Origin of the sequence: Vibrio sp. B1FIG11 (assembly GCF_905175335.1) — a bacterium.
GTDB classification, from domain to species: Bacteria; Pseudomonadota; Gammaproteobacteria; order Enterobacterales; family Vibrionaceae; genus Vibrio; species Vibrio campbellii.
Genome location: NZ_HG992751.1, coordinates 3,084,225 through 3,099,244 on the forward strand (window position 1 = coordinate 3,084,225; position 15,020 = coordinate 3,099,244).

Below are 15,020 nucleotides of genomic sequence, written 5' to 3' on the forward strand. Positions count from 1 at the left end.
CAAACTGTATTACAGTTAATAAAGAGCGTTGTGGATTAACTTAAGCAAACTCATGCACATACCCGCAGGGGTAAAAGCTTGATGTTTGCTTAAGTGTTTTTAATAGCCTTATAAGGTCGAGATGAGAATGAACCTCACAAACCATTTCTTAGTTGCCATGCCGGGAATGAAAGATCCCTACTTCCAGAATAGCGTTATCTACGTCTGTGAACATAACGAAGAAGGCGCTATGGGGTTGATGATCAACGCACCTGTCGACATCACGGTAGGCAGCATGCTCAATCAAGTCGAAGTACAACCCGTGCACCCTCGCCTGTTTGAAGCAAGCTTGGATAGACCGGTATACAACGGCGGTCCTGTTTCTGAAGATCGTGGCTTTATCCTGCACAAACCAAAAGACTACTACGAATCAAGTATTCAAATGACCGACGAATTGACGGTAACTACGTCTAAAGACATCTTGTCAGTACTGGGGACAGAGGCTGAACCAAGTGATTATTTAGTAGCACTGGGATATTCAGGCTGGAGTGCGGGTCAATTAGAAACCGAGCTGGCTGAGAACTCTTGGCTGACCATCGAAGCAACACCAGAGATCATTTTCGATACACCGATTATCGATCGCTGGAAAAAAGCAGTCGAGAAGCTTGGCATCGATCCGAGTCAACTGTCCGCGGATGCTGGCCACGCTTAAAGGCGTACACAACCACTACTTTCATTTATTTAGATTCGAGACTCCTTATGTCACGTACAATCATGGCCTTCGATTTCGGCACCAAGAGCATTGGTAGTGCCATCGGGCAAGAAGTTACAGGCACAGCCTCACCGCTAAAAGCATTCAAAGCGAATGACGGCATTCCAAACTGGGATGATATCGAAAAGCAAATTAAAGAGTGGCAACCAGACCTATTAGTGGTGGGTTTGCCGACAGACTTACATGGTAAAGACCTAGAGACCATCACGCCGCGAGCGAAGAAGTTCGCCAACCGTCTGCATGGTCGTTACGGTTTACCTGTTGAATTGCATGATGAACGCCTATCAACGGCAGAAGCACGTGCAGAACTGTTCAGTATGGGTGGCTACAAGGCGCTATCAAAAGGCAATATCGACTGCCAATCCGCGGTGGTGATTCTTGAGAGCTGGTTTGAAAACCTTTGGGGTGAGTAGACATTTCAGGCGCAAATAAAAAAGGTTGGCTTCTGCCAACCTTTTTCGTTTCTGGAATAGATTAATCCATATCGATCTTAACATTCGCCAGCGTGCCTGTAGAGAAGGCTTCACCACGTTGCGTCTTCAACATCAAACGCAGATCGTTGGCTGAATCTGCACTGTGCAATGCATCCTCTTCGCTAATCTTACCTTGCATCACCAACTTGTAGAGCGATTGGTCGAAGGTCAACATCCCGAACTCGTTAGAGCGAGCCATGGTCGATTTCAATTCATGCAGATCACCTCGACGGATCAGATCAGAAACACGTGGACTGTTTAATAAGATCTCAAACACGCCATGACGCCCCTGACCGTTCTTATCACGGATCAACTGCTGACCCACCACACCTTTTAAGTTCATCGACAGATCAAATAAGAACTGATCTTTCTGATCTTTCGGCACTAGGTGCAAAATACGCTCCAGCGCTTGGTTTGCGTTGTTGGCGTGCAGTGTCGCCATACACAAGTGACCAGTCTCAGCAAAGGTCATCGCGTATTCCATCGTTTCTCGGCTACGGATCTCACCAATCAAAATCATGTCTGGCGCCTGACGTAACGAGTTTTTCAACGCCACTTCATAGCTGTCGGTGTCTAGGCCAACTTCACGCTGTGTCACGATGCAACGCTTATGTTCGTGCACAAATTCAATCGGGTCTTCTACCGTCAGGATATGACCCGTTTTGTTGTTGTTGCGATAACCCGTCATCGCCGCCATAGTGGTCGACTTACCAGAACCAGTGGCACCAACCACCAGCACTAAACCACGCTTGGCAATAGCAAGATCTTGCAGTACCAAAGGTAACTTAAGTTGCTCAAACGTCGGAATATTGGTTTCAATACGACGAATAACGGCTCCCGGTAATTCACGTTGGAAAAAGGCACTGACACGGAAACGACCGCAATCACGGACAATGGCAAAGTTAGACTCACGGCTTTTACGAAACTCCTGGCGTCGCTCTGGTTCCATTGCACTGTCAAGTAACAAGGCGACATCATTTTCAGTCAGCTTATCGCCTTGCGGGCGCAATTCACCATCCACACGAAACAAAATCGGAGCACCGACAGTGATGTAGAGATCCGACGCTTTTAACGCCAACATGCCTTCGAGAAATTTATTCAGATCCATCGTCCGTATTCGCTATTTCTTAAGTAATTCGTTACGAGAATTGCTGCGCTTCAATTTCAACTTTCTTATCCACTTCTTCACGCGATACCATGCCTTGCGCCATCAATTGACGAGCATTCTGCTCCATGGTCTGCATACCATGCGCCGCACCAGTCTGAATGATCGAATACATCTGCGCGACTTTGTCTTCACGAATAAGGTTACGGATCGCAGGCGTAGCCATCATGATTTCGTGACACGCGATACGACCGCCGCCGTTACGTTTCAGAAGTTTTTGCGCGATAACCGAACGCAATGATTCTGACAGCATCGAACGCACCATGTCTTTGTCGCTACCAGGGAAGACGTCAATAATACGGTCGATGGTTTTCGCTGCCGAGCTAGTGTGCAGCGTACCGAAAACAAGGTGACCCGTTTCAGCAGCCGTCAGCGCCAAACTGATGGTTTCTTTATCACGCATCTCACCAACTAGAATCACATCCGGGTCTTCACGCAGCGCGCTGCGTAGCGCGTTTTGGAAGCTGTGTGTATCACGGTGTACTTCACGTTGGTTGATCAGACACTTATTGTTGGTGTGAACAAATTCAATCGGATCTTCAATTGTTAGGACGTGCTTATTGTGATTACGGTTAATGTAGTCAACAATGGCAGCCAAGGTAGTCGATTTACCAGAACCCGTTGGGCCAGTAACCAGTACCAAACCTTTTTCCGCATTGGCGATTTTTCTGAAGATCTCAGGAGCTTCTAGCTCTTCCAGTGTTGGAATGCTACTTGGGATGGTACGGAACACCGCCGCACAACCGCGAGATTGGTTGAAAGCGTTGACACGAAAACGGCCAACGTTATGCAATTCAAATGAAAAGTCGACTTCGAGTTTTTCTTCGAACTCACTGCGCTGCGCATCGTTCATGATTTCAAAAACCAAACGGTGCACTTCTTGGTGTGTAAACGCTGGAATGCCCAGTTTTCTTACATCACCATCAATACGAACCATTGGTGGTACACCTGCAGAAAGATGTAGATCCGAAGCATTATGTTTTACACTAAAATCCAGTAACTCAGTGATATCCATTTAAAATCCTTAAGTCTAAAGTACAGCTATGAGTAGTATTCAACAAAACATTGAACATATCACCTCTCAAATTCGACACGACGAACAAAAGTGCGGTCGTTCTCCAGAGTCAGTGCAACTTCTAGCAGTAAGCAAAACTAAACCTGTCGAGGCAATTCTCGAAGCTTACCAAGCTGGCCAAGAGGCGTTTGGTGAAAACTACGTCCAAGAGGGCGTCAGTAAAGTTCAGCACTTTGCCGAACATTATCCAGATAATCGAATCGAATGGCACTTCATTGGTCCAATTCAATCCAATAAATCACGCCCTGTTGCTGAACATTTCGATTGGGTTCACACCATCGATCGCGCTAAGATCGCTCAGCGCCTCAATGACCAACGCCCAAGCGAGCTAAAACAGCTACAAGTTCTGATTCAAGTTAATACCAGTGGTGAAGAATCAAAATCTGGCGTCGCCGATGCAGAAATATTCGAGCTGGCTGAGTTGATTTCTCGCCTGCCAAACCTCACGTTAAGAGGGTTGATGTCGATTCCTGCCAACGTGCCAGATTACGAATCACAACTTCGCGCATTCAAACAACTTGAGGAGCTAAAGCAAAAGCTAGCTCAGCAATACCCAGATGTCGACACGCTGTCCATGGGGATGAGCGGTGACATGGATGCAGCCATCGAAGCAGGTAGCACCATGGTGCGCATCGGCACGGCGATTTTGGCGCGCGCGACTACAGCAAACAGCAATAAAAGCGACTCGTTGTTAGACACTGTGAATTTGAGTCTGACCGCCTTTCTTTAGGCAGTCAGAGCAAAGTGGTGCAATTATACACCTGAGCGCACAACAAATTGTAAGAATTTATATTTGGAAATCAGACATATGGAACATAAAAAGATTGCCTTTATCGGCGCAGGAAACATGGTGCGTGCGATTGTTTCTGGTCTTGTAGCAAATGGCTACCCAGCACAGAACATCATTGCAACCGCCCCATCAGAGACGCGTCGCCAACCTCTTGAGCAAGACTTTGGCATCCGTACCGCCAGCGATAACATCGCAGCCGCGACAGAAGCGGATGTTGTGGTATTGTCTGTGAAACCACAAATGATGGAAGACGTGTGTAAACCACTGCAATCTATCGACTTCAGTGACAAACTGGTTATCTCCATCGCAGCGGGCATCAACTGTTCACGTTTGGATGGCATGCTAGCGACTAAGCTCAACTTGGTTCGCGTGATGCCAAATACACCATCGCAACTTGGTTTGGGCATGAGTGGTCTTTATGCGCCTGAACATGTGCAAGAACAAGATAAAGCCTTCGCGGCAGAGCTAATGCAAGCCTGCGGTAAGGTATGCTGGGTTGAACAAGAATCTGGAATCAACAATGTGATTGCAGCGGCAGGCAGCGCACCGGCTTACTTCTTCCTATTTATGGAAGCGATGCAAGCAGAAGCGATTGCTCAAGGTTTCGATAAAGACACGGCTCGCACGTTAGTTCAGCAAGCAGCACTTGGCGCAGCAAGCATGGTAGTGGAAAATCCAGAAACTGAGCTTTCAACGCTACGCGAGAACGTGACATCAAAAGGTGGCACAACGGCAGAAGCGCTACGTACGTTCAACGAGCACCAACTGTCTGATATTGTGGCAAAAGCAATGCAAGCTGCGGTTGCTCGTGCTGAAGAAATGGAAAAACTGTTTTAATGACTGAGTGGCACCTACTCTGTGTCACTCACTTACTTGTTAAGGGTACCTTATGAATTCAATGAGTTTTCTCATCTCAACCCTATTTGACCTGTACATCATGGTCGTGATTTTGCGTATTTGGTTGCAAGCTGCTCGTGCAGATTTCTACAACCCATTCTCGCAGTTCATCGTCAAAGCAACCCAACCGGTTGTAGGACCGCTGCGCCGTGTGATCCCATCCATCGGCAGCATCGACCTAGCAACGGTACTGTTTGCTTACGTACTTTGTGTGCTTAAGTTTGTTGCGCTGATCCTGATCGCTTCTAGCGGTTCGGTGTCATTCAGCATGGATTTCCTATTCCTAGGTTTATTGTCTCTGATTAAAGCCGCTGGCGGCTTGTTGTTCTGGGTACTACTGATCCGCGCAATCCTGAGCTGGGTTAGCCAAGGTCGCAGCCCTATCGAGTACGTATTCCATCAACTAACTGAACCAATGCTAGCGCCAATCCGTCGCATCATCCCTGCAATGGGTGGCTTTGACCTAAGCGTGCTAGTGCTGTTCATCGGCCTACAATTCGCTAACTTCCTAATGGGCGACATGATTGGTCCTATCTGGTATCAACTATAATGTCAGAAGCAGTTTGGCATGATGGCGAGGATGTGGTGCTTCGGCTCTACATCCAACCAAAAGCAAGCCGCGACAAGATCGTCGGCTTGCATGGTGAAGAGCTCAAAATTGCCATCACCGCGCCGCCTGTCGATGGTAAAGCGAATGCGCACTTAACCAAGTTTTTAGCCAAACAATTTAAAGTTGCTAAAGGTTTGGTTCACATAGAAAAAGGTGAACTGGGACGTCATAAACAAATTCGGATAGAATCCCCAGTGCAAATACCTACAGAAATTAAAGCCATCATTTGATGGCTTTTTATTTACGAAATTCGTACCAATAATAAAGCGTCCGATTCGAGGAAGTGATAATGAGCAAATGGATTACCGCCCTACTGATCAGCCTGCTGTCTTTACCAAGCATGGCAGGTCAGTTCAAAACCATGAAAGACATCGAGGTCCACTACATCGCGTTTAACTCAACCTTTTTAACTCCCAAGATCGCCCGTAGCTACGACATCAAGCGTAATGGCTACAATGCAGTACTAAACATCAGCGTGCTCGATAGTGCCTCTCTGGGTAAGCCAGCCGTTGAAGCAAAAATCAGTGGGCAGGCAAAGAACCTTATCGGTCAAACGCAAAAGCTCACCTTCCGTGAAGTGAAAGAAGGCGATGCGATTTACTACCTAGCAGAGCTCGGTATCACCAACGAAGAAACTTTTACCTTCGATATTGACGTTAAAGCTGGAAACAAAGGCTCAGGTAAGCTTAAATTCACCCAGAAATTTTATGTCGAAGAGTAATTAGGTTGCGATGATCTAAAAGCTTTTAGAACATCATAACCCTAGAACTAATTTAATCAGGGAGAACACTGCGTTCTCCCTTTATCGCTACAGAAAGAGACGACCATGAAAAAGATAGTGCTAGCAACAGGCAACCAAGGCAAAGTTCGTGAGATGGCAGATCTGCTGTCTGACTTCGGTTTTGAAGTATTGGCGCAAAGTGAATTCAACGTATCTGAAGTAGCAGAAACTGGCACGACTTTCATCGAAAACGCGATCATCAAAGCTCGCCATGCAGCACAAGAAACGGGTCTTCCTGCGATTGCGGACGACTCTGGCTTAGAAGTTGATTTCTTGAAAGGCGCTCCAGGCATTTACTCTGCACGCTATGCAGGTGAAAAGGCCTCTGACCAAGAGAACCTAGAGAAGCTACTTAAAGCAATGGAAGGCGTACCAGAAGCAGAGCGCACCGCTCGTTTCCACTGTGTATTGGTTTTGATGCGTCACGAGAACGATCCAACCCCTATCGTTTGTCACGGTAAGTGGGAAGGTCGCATTCTAACTGAAGCACATGGTGAAAATGGCTTTGGCTACGACCCAATCTTCTTCGTACCTGAAGACAACTGCGCGTCTGCCGAACTTGAGCCAGCACGTAAAAAACAACTGTCTCACCGCGGTAAAGCGCTCAAGTCGTTGTTTGCTCAACTGTCTGAGCAAGTGTCTCAGTAATCACGAGCGAATTAGACCATGTTAACGCCCCCTGCACTGAGCTTGTATGTACACATCCCATGGTGTGTACAAAAGTGCCCGTATTGCGACTTTAACTCTCACGCACTTAAAGCCGAGATCCCAGAAGAAGAGTACATCAATGCTCTTCTTGAAGATTTGGATACCGACATTGAGAAATACCGTCTTAACGAAACGCCACGTCCATTGCATTCAATTTTCATTGGTGGTGGTACGCCGAGTTTGATTTCGGCGGAAGGCATCGAGCGTCTACTTAAGGGCATTGAAGCGCGAATTCCGTTCAAGCCTGAAATCGAAATCACCATGGAAGCCAACCCAGGCACCATTGAAGCTGAACGTTTTGTTGGCTACCGCAAGGCTGGTGTAACGCGCATCTCTATCGGCGTGCAGAGCTTTGAGCAACAGAAGCTTGAGCGTTTGGGGCGTATTCACGGTCAAGACGAAGCCGTCAATGCCGCTAAGCTAGCGCACCAAATCGGTTTGAACAGCTTTAACCTCGATCTCATGCACGGCTTACCAGATCAAAGCATCGAACAAGCCTTAGCAGATTTGGATAAAGCGATTGAGTTGGCGCCGCCGCACCTCTCTTGGTATCAGCTGACCATAGAACCAAACACCATGTTCTACTACAAGCCACCGACTCTGCCAGATGACGATGACTTGTGGGATATCTTCGAGCAAGGACATGAGAAACTCGCAGCGGCAGGTTACGTTCAATACGAGATTTCTGGTTACAGCAAACCGGGCTATCAGTGCCAGCACAACCTGAACTACTGGCGCTTTGGTGACTACCTTGGCATTGGTTGTGGCTCACACGGTAAGCTGAGCTTTGCTGATGGTCGCATCATTCGTACCACTAAGGTCAAACACCCGCGTGGCTATCTGATGGCATACCAAAACATGGTGAAGCCGTACTTGGATAGTGAACAGCTTGTGGCTGATGAAGATCGCCCGTTTGAGTTCTTTATGAACCGTTTCCGCTTAATGGAGGCGTGCCCGAAACAAGACTACATCGATACAACAGGTCTGCCGTTGAGCTCAATTCAAGAGACTATCGATTGGGCGCTTGAAATGGGTTACCTGAGTGAAACAGAGACTCACTGGCAAATTACCGAGAAAGGTAAGCTGTTCCTCAATGACTTGCTTGAAGCCTTTATGGCGGAAGAGGAATAAGAAAGGGAATCGAGATTCGGGAACGGACTGGGTCCTTCGAGAAACAGAATGTATGACTACATTTACCTAGGCAGAAACAAAAAGGGTTGGCGCTCAAACGCCAACCCTTTTTTTTATTCGTAACAACACTTATCTAAAGCGAAGCGTTCCTAAGTCCCGAATCCACAAGGACGAAGTCCGTTCCCATATCCAAGTGCAAAGCGCTTTTAAAATATCGAACGACCAATACGCTCAGCAAGTAACTCAAGCGCTTTAGTACCAGCGAGTGAGTTACCAGATGCATCAAGCTCTGGTGACCAAACAGCAATCGTCATTTCACCCGGTACGACAGCGATGATGCCACCACCAACACCAGACTTACCCGGCATACCAACGCGGTAAGCAAATTCACCGGCACCATCGTACAAACCACAAGTTGCTAGCAATGCATTCAACTGCTTGGTTTGCGTTGGTGATACCACAGGCTTACCCGTTTGCACCGACGTGCCTTTATTGGCTAAGTAGCTAAAGGTCTTTGCGAGATCAACACAGCTCATCTTCAATGCACACGCATGGAAGTAGTTTTGCAGAACAGGGATAACCTCGTTCTCGAAGTTACCAAATGAACGCATCAAGTACGCAATCGCAGCGTTGCGGTCGCCATGCATCATTTCAGACGCGGCAACCACTTTGTCGTACACGATATGAGTATCACCAGATAGCTGACGAGCAAATTCCAATAAACGCTGACGAGGCGCAGAGAGACGGCTTTGCAGCAAATCAGCAACCACAATAGCACCAGCATTAATAAACGGGTTACGTGGAATGCCCTGTTCCATCTCTAACTGGATCATCGAGTTAAACGCCTGACCAGAAGGCTCTTTACCTACACGACACCAGATCTCTTCTTGCTTGTACAAACACATAGCCAGAGTCAGGCTCAACGCTTTTGAGATCGACTGAATCGAAAATGACTCTTCTGCATCGCCCGCTTTAATCACTTCACCTTCATTGGTGTATACAGCGATACCCAGTTTGCTATTGGGTACTTTTGCCAATGCGGGAATGTAATCGGCGACTTTGCCTTGACCAATTAGAGGGCGAACTTCCGCTAGAATGTCTGTCAAAATTTGCGCTGTAGGTTTCATCTTCTACCTTCTTGTCACAAGAACCCAAATGGCTGAGTTCAGAGGTAAAAAAAGCCAACGCGGACGTTGGCTTTTCCATGGAATTGATTCGACTCAAGTCGATTATGGTTTTATTGCCACAATGATGTTGCGGTTGATGGATTGATCAACACGGTGAAGATAACCGATGTAAGGCTCTTCTGAAAGTACCTTCCACCCTTGCTCTTCAAATAATGCCGCCACGTCTTTCCACTTCAAGGTGAATTCGTTGAAAGACAGCACCACAGAGCCTTGCTTCTTCAGAACCACTTTCCATGCAGGCAGAGCCTCTTTTAGAAGCTCCAGTGGGCTTCGGTTCAGTTTGCTGTCTTTGGCATTTTTGCTGCCGTGCTGCACGCCGTAAGGCAAGTCAGACACCATCACATCTACCGAGTTCTTCTTCACAACTTGGTCAGCAATACGCGTATCTGCTGAGTACAGCTTCATCGTTTGAAGATTACCTTTGTTGTAATCATCTTTGTCTGCTGCTGCCTCAACCACGAAGCCATCTGCCACTTTTTTACCACCAGAAGTGCGCTTTTCTTTGCTCACTTTGTGCTTAAAGCGACCGTTCTTCATGAACTTAACGATGAAGGTTTGGATCTCTTGAACCCATTTCTGGTTGATCTCAACACCCACAACATTCAAGCCGTGGATCAAACCTTCAAACAGTGTTGTACCTTTACCACACATAGGATCCATCAGCGTTAATTGCGCACTGCCCGTGTTGGCAGCACTGACGCCTAGGTTCACCATCAAACGCGTAAATTGCTCGTTTGTTTTACCTGTGTAACGCAGGATCTGACTCATGCTCTCAGGGAAAGTATTGAATGCAGGCGCCTGAATTGGACGTAATAAGCCATCTTCACGCACTTCAAATAGCGCGTAGTAGATAGATGACGCAGCAATCTTGCCGGCCTGTGCTTCACTTAGTTCGGTTTCGCAAGAGAACACAAGTGCAGCAGGAAGACCCACGTCTTTGTTGCCAATTTCAGTTACTTCAACACCTTCCGACGCCAAAATCGCTTTCAGCTCAGAACATGCAATCGTCATTGCGCTATCAAAGTAAATACGGTTATGACCCGGATTCGCTAATATCGCGTAGTGGTACATCTACTGGCTCCTTAAGCAGTACGCTTGAATTTGATATCCCACACACCGTGGCCTAGACGGTGACCGCGAGCTTCAAATTTAGTCAGTGGACGCTCTTCTGGACGAGGAATGAAGTCGCCTTCTTCAGCGATGTTTTCGAAACCAGGTGCTTGGTTCATGATTTCAATCATGTGCTCAGCGTAGTTTTCCCAGTCTGTCGCCATGTGGAAGATACCTTCATTAAGGATAAGCTTCTGACGAACCATTTCAGCGAACTCAAGTTGTACGATACGACGCTTGTGGTGACGCTTTTTGTGCCATGGGTCTGGGAAGAACAGTTGTAGCGTTGCTAGGCTGCCATTCGGGATCATGTGTTCGAATACTTCTACCGCATCGTGACACATTACACGTAGGTTCGTGATACCCGCTTCGCGAGCATCTGCAAGACAAGCACCAACGCCTGGGCTATGAACTTCGATACCGATGAAGTTTTTCTCTGGCGCGTTCTTTGCCATTTCAACCAATGAAGCACCCATACCAAAGCCGATCTCAAGCACTACTGGGTTATCGTTGCCAAACACTTCTTTCCAATCAAGAAGTTCTGTTTTGTAGTCGATACCCATTGTTGGCCAGCACTCGTTCATCGCATTTTCTTGGCCCTTAGTTAGACGACCTTCGCGACGCACGAAACTGCGGATTTTACGGATCATTTTACCGTCTTCGTTGTATTCGTTAGTGGTTACTTCACTCATTGATTTTGCCTGCACATTGATTAATCAAAGCGGGGATTATCCAAAGAATTCACTTAGGTGCAAGTATTTGTTGAGCTATCGGACTATGGCAGCCCAAAAGCAAACAAACCAGACACAATATCCCCACAGTTTATCTGTTGTACTTACACCACAATCTGTGGTGCAATTTTGCTCCTAACCAATAATAGAATACAGAGCAAGTCGTGACACCTTTCGCCAGTGCCATCTTAGAATGGTATGACGCATATGGAAGAAAAGATCTTCCGTGGCAACAAAACAAGACCGCTTATAGTGTCTGGTTGTCTGAAATCATGCTTCAGCAAACTCAGGTCACTACGGTTATCCCTTATTACCAACGCTTTTTGGAGCGCTTCCCGACCGTGGTCGATCTTGCCAATGCTGAGCAAGATGAAGTGCTGCACCTTTGGACCGGCTTGGGTTATTACGCTCGTGCTCGTAACCTTCATAAAGCCGCAAAAGAGGTCGCTCATAAATACAATGGTGAGTTTCCCCTAGACCTAGAGCAGATGAATGCCCTACCGGGGATTGGTCGCTCCACCGCCGCTGCGGTTCTTTCGTCTGTCTATAAACAGCCACATGCGATATTAGACGGCAACGTAAAGCGCACACTTTCACGCTGTTTTGCCGTGGATGGATGGCCGGGACAAAAGAAAGTCGAAAATCAATTGTGGGAGATCGCAGAAACGCACACGCCACAAACAGACGTCGACAAGTACAATCAAGCCATGATGGATATGGGTGCCATGATGTGTACCCGCAGTAAGCCTAAATGCACCTTGTGTCCGGTCAACGAACTTTGTGTAGCAAAGAAACAAGGTAATGTGCTTGATTACCCGGGTAAGAAGCCGAAAAAAGACAAGCCGGTTAAGCAGACACGTTTCGTTATGCTGCACCACAAAAATGGTGATAGTCACGAAGTGTGGCTAGAACAAAGACCGCAGACAGGTATTTGGGGCGGGCTATTTTGCTTCCCGCAAACCGAGCATATTGATGTAGAGAGCGATATTGAGTTACTACTGGAACAACGTGGTATTCAAGCCAACGATATTAGACATAAAGAAACTCTGATTACGTTTCGTCATACATTCAGCCATTACCATCTCGATATCACACCGATTTTGATTGACCTGTCAAAGCAACCCAATGTGGTGATGGAAGGTAACAAAGGTCTTTGGTATAACTTATCTAAACCTGAAGAAGTCGGTTTGGCAGCCCCAGTAAAACTCTTACTGGAAGCGCTACCCCACGAGCTTCGTTAATTAATTGCAAGGAGTCATTATGAGCCGCACTGTTTTTTGTGCTCGACTAAAGAAAGAGGGCGAAGGTCTAGACTTTCAACTTTACCCAGGTGAACTAGGTAAACGTATTTTCGATAATATCTCGAAAGAAGCTTGGGCTCAGTGGCAGCACAAACAAACTATGTTGATCAACGAGAAGAAGCTCAACATGATGGATCCTGAACATCGCAAACAACTTGAGACTGAAATGGTGAATTTCTTGTTCGAAGGTAAAGATGTTCACATCGAAGGCTACACGCCACCAAGCGAATAAAGCAAACTTGTTTTAAAACAATGACATCACAACCAACCTTGTGGTGTCATTTTTATATTAGAGCCCACAAAGCCATCTCAATAGTTATGAAAAAAATTGCCTTTATTGCTACCGCACTCTTAATGGCAGGTTGCAGCCGCGAATTCGTCGAGCAAATTTACGACGTCAATTACGAGCCAACCAACCGTTTTGCCAACAACCTAGCAGAACTGCCGGGACAGTTTGAAAAAGACACCGATGCTCTCGATGCACTGATCAGCAGCTTCTCTGGCAACATTAAAAAGCGCTGGGGCCAACGTGAAGTGAAAGTCGCAGGTAAAAGCAATTACGTAAAATACATCGATAACTACTTGAGTCGTGCAGAAGTCGACTTCCAAAAAGGTGTGATTACCATCGAAACGGTTTCTCCAACAGAGCCACAAAAACACCTTAAGAACGCCATTATCACCACACTTTTAACGCCAGATGATCCGGCTAGTGTCGACTTGTTCTCTTCTAAAGAGATTAAATTGGAAGGTCAGCCCTTTCTTTACAATCAAGTTGTCGACCAAGACAAAAAGCCCATTCAATGGTCATGGCGCGCGAATCGCTTTGCCGATTACTTGATTGCTAATCAAGTAAAAACCAAAGATGTCGACTTTAAGAAAGCGTATTACGTTGAAATCCCAATGGTAGAAGACCACTTCTCACAGCGTAGTTACCAATACGCAGACATTGTGCGTCGTGCCTCGAAGAAATACGACATCCCTGAAGATTTGATTTACGCCATCATCAAAACCGAAAGTAGCTTTAACCCGTACGCAGTAAGCTGGGCTAATGCGTATGGATTGATGCAGGTTGTGCCGAAAACAGCTGGCCGTGATGTATTCAAGCTGGTGAAGAACCGTTCTGGACAACCAAGCCCTGAATATTTGTTTAATCCAGAAAACAACATTGATACTGGAACGGCTTACTTCTACATCCTTAAAAACCGTTATTTGAAAGATGTACAGCACCCAACCTCGTTGGAGTACAGCATGATTTCTGCTTACAACGGCGGAACTGGTGGTGTTTTAAACACTTTCCATCGAACTGATCGCAAACGTGCGATGCAAGATTTAAATTCTTTACAGCCAAACCAAGTTTATTGGGCACTAACCAAGAAACACCCGAACGCAGAAGCACGTCGTTACCTAGAAAAAGTTACAAATTTCAAAAAGGAATTTAACGCAGGGTAAACTTTTTTCCGACAGTTGAATAAAAAGCGTTCGAACAACCACTTTTTTGAAATTATTTAAAAAAAGTGGTTGACGCAAAGCAGGAAAATCCGTTTAATAGCGCTCCGTCGCCCGGATAGCTCAGTCGGTAGAGCAGAGGATTGAAAATCCTCGTGTCGGTGGTTCGATTCCGCCTCCGGGCACCACAATTTAAAATTGTTGGTGCTTAGCACGAACAGTTAAAAAGAAAACGGTACGCCGACTTAGCTCAGTAGGTAGAGCAACTGACTTGTAATCAGTAGGTCACCAGTTCGATTCCGGTAGTCGGCACCATTCTTTTGCCTCGATAGCTCAGTCGGTAGAGCAGAGGATTGAAAATCCTCGTGTCGGTGGTTCGATTCCGCCTCGAGGCACCATATTTGGTGCGCTTGCTTAGAGTAAGACACAAAACAGAATAGTTCCTCCTTAGCTCAGTTGGTAGAGCGACGGACTGTTAATCCGCAGGTCACTGGTTCAAGTCCAGTAGGAGGAGCCAACTTCTAGAGTTTCATGTAAATGGGATTCTAAAAAATGAAGAGTTTACTCTTCAAAAAAGAAAACGGTACGCCGACTTAGCTCAGTAGGTAGAGCAACTGACTTGTAATCAGTAGGTCACCAGTTCGATTCCGGTAGTCGGCACCATTCTTTTGCCTCGATAGCTCAGTCGGTAGAGCAGAGGATTGAAAATCCTCGTGTCGGTGGTTCGATTCCGCCTCGAGGCACCATATTTGGTGCACTTGCTTAAAGCAAGACACAAACAGAATAGTTCCTCCTTAGCTCAGTTGGTAGAGCGACGGACTGTTAATCCGCAGGTCACTGGTTCAAGTCCAGTAGGAGGAGCCA

16 protein-coding genes, 7 tRNA genes and 1 pseudogene are annotated in these 15,020 nt (G+C 46.6%); 19 read left to right on the forward strand and 5 right to left on the reverse strand.

The features are described 5' to 3' along the window. Positions 1-127: 127 nt before the first annotated feature. Together KHO06_RS14250 and ruvX are read left to right on the forward strand one after the other, a co-directional pair. On the forward strand, positions 128-691 hold the full coding sequence (locus KHO06_RS14250) for a YqgE/AlgH family protein (protein WP_038892068.1): 564 nt from the start codon (positions 128-130) through the stop codon (positions 689-691). 47 nt (positions 692-738) lie between these two features. Next, positions 739-1,164: a Holliday junction resolvase RuvX gene (gene ruvX / locus KHO06_RS14255; RefSeq protein WP_038892069.1), complete on the forward strand. Its 426-nt coding sequence runs from the start codon at positions 739-741 to the stop codon at positions 1,162-1,164. Positions 1,165-1,225: 61 nt separating this feature from the next. On the opposite strand, the gene KHO06_RS14260 is transcribed toward ruvX, so the two are convergent. Both KHO06_RS14260 and KHO06_RS14265 read right to left on the reverse strand, forming a co-directional pair. Further along, positions 1,226-2,332 (reverse strand): PilT/PilU family type 4a pilus ATPase, encoded by a 1,107-nt coding sequence (locus tag KHO06_RS14260; RefSeq protein ID WP_005425812.1) that lies wholly within the window; start codon positions 2,330-2,332, stop codon positions 1,226-1,228. 31 nt (positions 2,333-2,363) lie between these two features. Further along, complete coding sequence (locus tag KHO06_RS14265) at positions 2,364-3,404, reverse strand: type IV pilus twitching motility protein PilT (protein ID WP_005425810.1); 1,041 nt, start codon at positions 3,402-3,404, stop codon at positions 2,364-2,366. Positions 3,405-3,432: 28 nt separating this feature from the next. Here KHO06_RS14265 and KHO06_RS14270 point away from each other — a divergent pair. The 7 genes and pseudogenes from KHO06_RS14270 to hemW all read left to right on the forward strand — a co-directional run bounded on the left by KHO06_RS14270 (position 3,433) and on the right by hemW (position 8,381). Further along, positions 3,433-4,142 (forward strand): annotated as a pseudogene (locus KHO06_RS14270) (YggS family pyridoxal phosphate-dependent enzyme). A gap of 130 nt (positions 4,143-4,272) precedes the next feature. After that, positions 4,273-5,091, forward strand: a complete 819-nt coding sequence (proC, locus tag KHO06_RS14275) for a pyrroline-5-carboxylate reductase (RefSeq protein ID WP_212581781.1) — start codon at positions 4,273-4,275, stop codon at positions 5,089-5,091. Between the two features lie 52 nt (positions 5,092-5,143). Beyond that, a complete protein-coding gene (locus KHO06_RS14280) occupies positions 5,144-5,701 on the forward strand; it encodes a YggT family protein (RefSeq protein WP_005425806.1) in 558 nt (185 codons plus the stop codon). Next, positions 5,701-5,991 (forward strand): DUF167 family protein YggU, encoded by a 291-nt coding sequence (yggU, locus tag KHO06_RS14285; protein WP_005425805.1) that lies wholly within the window; start codon positions 5,701-5,703, stop codon positions 5,989-5,991. Before KHO06_RS14280 ends, yggU begins: the two co-directional genes overlap by 1 nt. 59 nt (positions 5,992-6,050) lie before the next feature. Continuing rightward, positions 6,051-6,482 carry a DUF4426 domain-containing protein gene (locus KHO06_RS14290; RefSeq protein ID WP_005425804.1) on the forward strand — a complete coding sequence of 144 codons (432 nt, stop codon included), beginning with the start codon at positions 6,051-6,053 and terminating at the stop codon, positions 6,480-6,482. A 105-nt stretch (positions 6,483-6,587) separates the two neighbouring features. Next, positions 6,588-7,190 (forward strand): XTP/dITP diphosphatase, encoded by a 603-nt coding sequence (locus tag KHO06_RS14295; RefSeq protein ID WP_005436525.1) that lies wholly within the window; start codon positions 6,588-6,590, stop codon positions 7,188-7,190. Positions 7,191-7,208: 18 nt separating this feature from the next. Further along, a complete protein-coding gene (hemW, locus tag KHO06_RS14300) occupies positions 7,209-8,381 on the forward strand; it encodes a radical SAM family heme chaperone HemW (protein ID WP_212581782.1) in 1,173 nt (390 codons plus the stop codon). Positions 8,382-8,587: 206 nt separating this feature from the next. Here the strand turns inward: hemW and glsB are convergent, their stop codons facing one another. The 3 genes from glsB to trmB all read right to left on the reverse strand — a co-directional run bounded on the left by glsB (position 8,588) and on the right by trmB (position 11,370). Continuing rightward, positions 8,588-9,508 (reverse strand): glutaminase B, encoded by a 921-nt coding sequence (gene glsB, locus KHO06_RS14305; protein ID WP_212581783.1) that lies wholly within the window; start codon positions 9,506-9,508, stop codon positions 8,588-8,590. A gap of 102 nt (positions 9,509-9,610) precedes the next feature. Then, entirely contained in the window at positions 9,611-10,639 is a 1,029-nt protein-coding gene (locus tag KHO06_RS14310) for a DNA methylase (RefSeq protein WP_005425798.1), read from the reverse strand. A gap of 11 nt (positions 10,640-10,650) precedes the next feature. Beyond that, positions 10,651-11,370: a tRNA (guanosine(46)-N7)-methyltransferase TrmB gene (gene trmB, locus KHO06_RS14315; protein ID WP_212581784.1), complete on the reverse strand. Its 720-nt coding sequence runs from the start codon at positions 11,368-11,370 to the stop codon at positions 10,651-10,653. A gap of 203 nt (positions 11,371-11,573) precedes the next feature. Here trmB and mutY point away from each other — a divergent pair, with 203 nt between their 5' ends. From mutY to KHO06_RS14365, 10 genes are all read left to right on the forward strand, one after another. Further along, positions 11,574-12,650 (forward strand): A/G-specific adenine glycosylase, encoded by a 1,077-nt coding sequence (mutY, locus tag KHO06_RS14320; RefSeq protein ID WP_051117017.1) that lies wholly within the window; start codon positions 11,574-11,576, stop codon positions 12,648-12,650. A gap of 19 nt (positions 12,651-12,669) precedes the next feature. Then, positions 12,670-12,942 (forward strand): oxidative damage protection protein, encoded by a 273-nt coding sequence (locus KHO06_RS14325; RefSeq protein ID WP_005425792.1) that lies wholly within the window; start codon positions 12,670-12,672, stop codon positions 12,940-12,942. 86 nt (positions 12,943-13,028) lie between these two features. Then, entirely contained in the window at positions 13,029-14,159 is a 1,131-nt protein-coding gene (mltC, locus tag KHO06_RS14330) for a membrane-bound lytic murein transglycosylase MltC (protein WP_038863707.1), read from the forward strand. Between the two features lie 109 nt (positions 14,160-14,268). Next, positions 14,269-14,344, forward strand: a tRNA-Phe gene (locus KHO06_RS14335). Between the two features lie 51 nt (positions 14,345-14,395). Continuing rightward, positions 14,396-14,471: transfer RNA gene (locus KHO06_RS14340), tRNA-Thr, on the forward strand. 7 nt (positions 14,472-14,478) lie between these two features. Further along, positions 14,479-14,554 (forward strand) — tRNA-Phe (locus tag KHO06_RS14345). Between the two features lie 43 nt (positions 14,555-14,597). After that, positions 14,598-14,673: transfer RNA gene (locus KHO06_RS14350), tRNA-Asn, on the forward strand. Between the two features lie 70 nt (positions 14,674-14,743). Further along, positions 14,744-14,819, forward strand: a tRNA-Thr gene (locus KHO06_RS14355). Positions 14,820-14,826: 7 nt separating this feature from the next. Next, positions 14,827-14,902, forward strand: a tRNA-Phe gene (locus tag KHO06_RS14360). 42 nt (positions 14,903-14,944) lie between these two features. Next, positions 14,945-15,020 (forward strand) — tRNA-Asn (locus KHO06_RS14365).